Here is a 3,099-nt window from a genome sequence, read left to right on the forward strand (position 1 = left end):
AAACATCAGCACATATTTGGAGAACGGGCTGAAGAAATTGAAGTTTGCCGCAGGGCCTACGAGAGAAAGACCCGGACCGATGTTGTTTACCGTTGCGGCAACGGCGGTGAAGTTCGTGACCAGATCATGGCCTTCAAACGAAATCGCAAAGACAGACGCAGTAAAGATGACAACAAATGTCATGACATAGACGTTTGTCGCGCGAACCACTTCGTGTTCAATCGGTTTGCCGTCCATTTTTACCTTGGTGATAATTTTCGGATGAATATACGAGCGCATTTCCTTGACGACGGTTTTGCCTGCGATGACAAAACGAGAGACTTTAATACCGCCGCCGGTACTGCCTGCACAGGCACCGCAGAACATCAGCATGACAAGAATCGTCTGACTCGCTTTTGGCCATAAGTCAAAGTTCGTTGTCGCGAAGCCTGTCGTGGTGATAATCGAACCGACCTGAAAGGCGGCCTGCGTCAGCGCGTCAAACACGCCGGAACACATGCTGCGGATATTATATGTGATAAAGGCAACCGATGCAACAATAATGATAAAATACGTGCGCACTTCTTCCATGCCGAATGCCTTGCGGAATTGACGGAACAGAATAAAATAATACGCATTGAAATTGACACCGAACAAAATCATAAAGATCGTGACGATCCATTGCAGATGCACGGAATAGCTGGCAAAGCTGTCCGCTTTGATGCCGAAACCGCCGGTTCCGGCTGTGCCAAAGCCGGTTGCCACGCTGTCAAACAGCGGCATACCGCCGAGAATCAGCAGCACAATCTCCAACAGAGTCAATCCAAAATAAATGCCGTACAAAATACGGGCAGAGGATACCATTTTCGGTACCAGCTTGCCGACGGAGGGTCCCGGGCTTTCTGCGCGCATCAGATTGATGTTGGAGCCACCGCTCATCGGGACAATCGCCAGCAGGAACACCAGCACGCCCATGCCGCCGATCCAGTGCGTAAAGCTGCGCCACAGCAGCGCACAATGCGACAGGGCTTCTACATCCTCTAGGATGCTGGCGCCGGTCGTTGTGAAGCCGGAAATCGTCTCAAACAGCGCATTGGTGAACGACGGAATCTCTCCGCTGAACACAAATGGCAGACAGCCGAAGACACTGAGAAAAATCCAGCTCAACGCCGTGGCAATACAGCCCTCTTTGAGATAAAAGACATTGTTTTTTGGTTTGCGGAGCGTCATGAGAAAACCGAGCACAATACAGATAGCTGCGGTCAGCAAATAATAGACGCCTTGGAATTCCTGATAATATACCGCTGTCAGACAGGGCAGCAGCAAAAGAACAGCTTCAATCTTGAGGACGTTGCCCAAGATATAGCGAATCATACAAGTATTCATGCTGCGCCGTCACCTCAAAATATCGCGGATGTCCATCAGCTCTTCATGTGTCGTGACGACCATGACCGTGTCACCGACTTGAATGCAGTCGTTGCCGCTGGGAATGATGATGCGTCCGTTTCGATTGATAAATGCGACGAGCAGACTCTTGCGAATCGGCAGCTTGCGCAGCGGAACGCCGATCACCGCAGATTCTTCCTCTACACGGAACTCAATAGCCTCTACGCGGGAGTCAAACAGATGATACAACGTTTCAATATTGCTGCTGTCCTTGGAATTGGTCTTGGCGCGAACGTAGGCAATAATCGCCTCAGAGGTGATAAAGCGCGGATAAATGACACTGCCCAAATCCAACTGACTGATGACATCGCGGAAGGAAATGCGGTTGAGCTTGGTAATGACCTTGGCATTGGATACCTGCCGCGCGTGCAGCGTCAGCAGAACGTTTTCTTCGTCAATGCCGGTGAGGGCAACGACGGATTCAGCATATTCAATGCCTTCCTCTTTGAGCAGCTCTTCGTCTGTGCCGTCACCGTTGATGACAATGGCACTCGGAAGCAGCGTGCTCAACTCTTCGCAGCGTGCGCGGTTGATTTCGATAATCTTGACCGAAACGCCCATTTGAATGAGTTGGTTGCCGAGATAATAGGCACCCTTGCCGCCGCCGATAATCATGGTGTTGTTGACGCGCTTGGTTTTGATGCCAATGCATTCCAAGAACGAGCGCGTCATACGGCGCGGGCAGACAAACGAGATAATATCGCCCTTGGCGAGCTGAAAGTCGCCGCCCGGAATGTGCAGCTCAGAACCGCGCTGGACAACACAAATCAGAACAGCATTGGTGATGTGCCGTCCCAAATGCGCGACAGTCATGCCGTCGAGCATATTTCCCTCTGGAATTTTGAATTTAATCATCTCCGCCTGACCATGCGCAAAGGAATTGACTTCCAGTGCCGTAGGCAGATAGAGGATGCGGGCTGCTTCGCGCGCCGCTTCCAATTCCGGATTAATAATCATAGCGAGGCCCAATCGGTCACGCAGATAGCTGACTTCCTTGCTGTAATCCGGCGTGCGGACGCGGGCAATGGCAGAGCAGTCACCCACGCGCTTGGCGATGGTACAGCACAACAGGTTCAATTCGTCGGATGCCGTGACAGCGATAAATAGATCGGCACTGTTGATGCCGGCTTCGATTTGCACGCTGTAGCTTGCGCCGTTTCCGATGATGCCCATAATGTCATACAGATTGGTAAGCTCTTGTACGGTGGAAGGATTTTTATCCACAATGGTGATTTCATGCCCTTCTTTGCACAGCTGCTGAACCAGAGTCGTTCCGACTTTGCCGCAGCCAACGATGATAATTTTAAGTCCGTGTCTTGCGGAACTATTTTTCTTTAACATGCGATGATACTCCTCTGATGAATCAATACATCTTCCTATACTATACCATGTTTCGGTAAAAAAAACAGCAAGAAATCGAAAATAAAGCGTTTAAGAAACCACTAGAAATCGCTACTTTTTGTATTTTGAAACATTTGCATGGAAAATATGTAAAGAAAGCGCAGACGAATTTCGCCTGCGCTTTGGAAATTTTGATTGGAAAAAGATACGACCTTATCGCTTTTGCGCGTTTCGCTGGCGAGAAGTAGGAATGCCGAGTTTCTGTCGATATTTGACGACCGTGCGGCGAGCAATCTGCATTCCTTCTTTGGACAGCATGTCTGCAAGCTGCTG

General features: G+C 49.9%; 3 protein-coding genes. All 3 read right to left on the reverse strand.

Going from position 1 to position 3,099, the window contains the following annotated elements; translation table 11 throughout:
- A partial coding sequence (locus tag ACR0P9_RS09995) for a TrkH family potassium uptake protein (protein WP_432619739.1) occupies positions 1 to 1,365 on the reverse strand: 1,365 nt, incomplete at its 3' end.
- 9 nt (positions 1,366 to 1,374) lie between these two features.
- A complete protein-coding gene (gene trkA, locus ACR0P9_RS10000; protein WP_432619741.1) occupies positions 1,375 to 2,766 on the reverse strand; it encodes a Trk system potassium transporter TrkA in 1,392 nt (463 codons plus the stop codon).
- Between the two features lie 213 nt (positions 2,767 to 2,979).
- Positions 2,980 to 3,099 (reverse strand): hypothetical protein (locus ACR0P9_RS10005; RefSeq protein WP_432619743.1); only part of this gene is annotated, 120 nt, incomplete at its 5' end.

Source organism: Butyricicoccus sp. (assembly GCF_050872565.1).
GTDB lineage: Bacteria > Bacillota > Clostridia > Oscillospirales > Butyricicoccaceae > Butyricicoccus_A.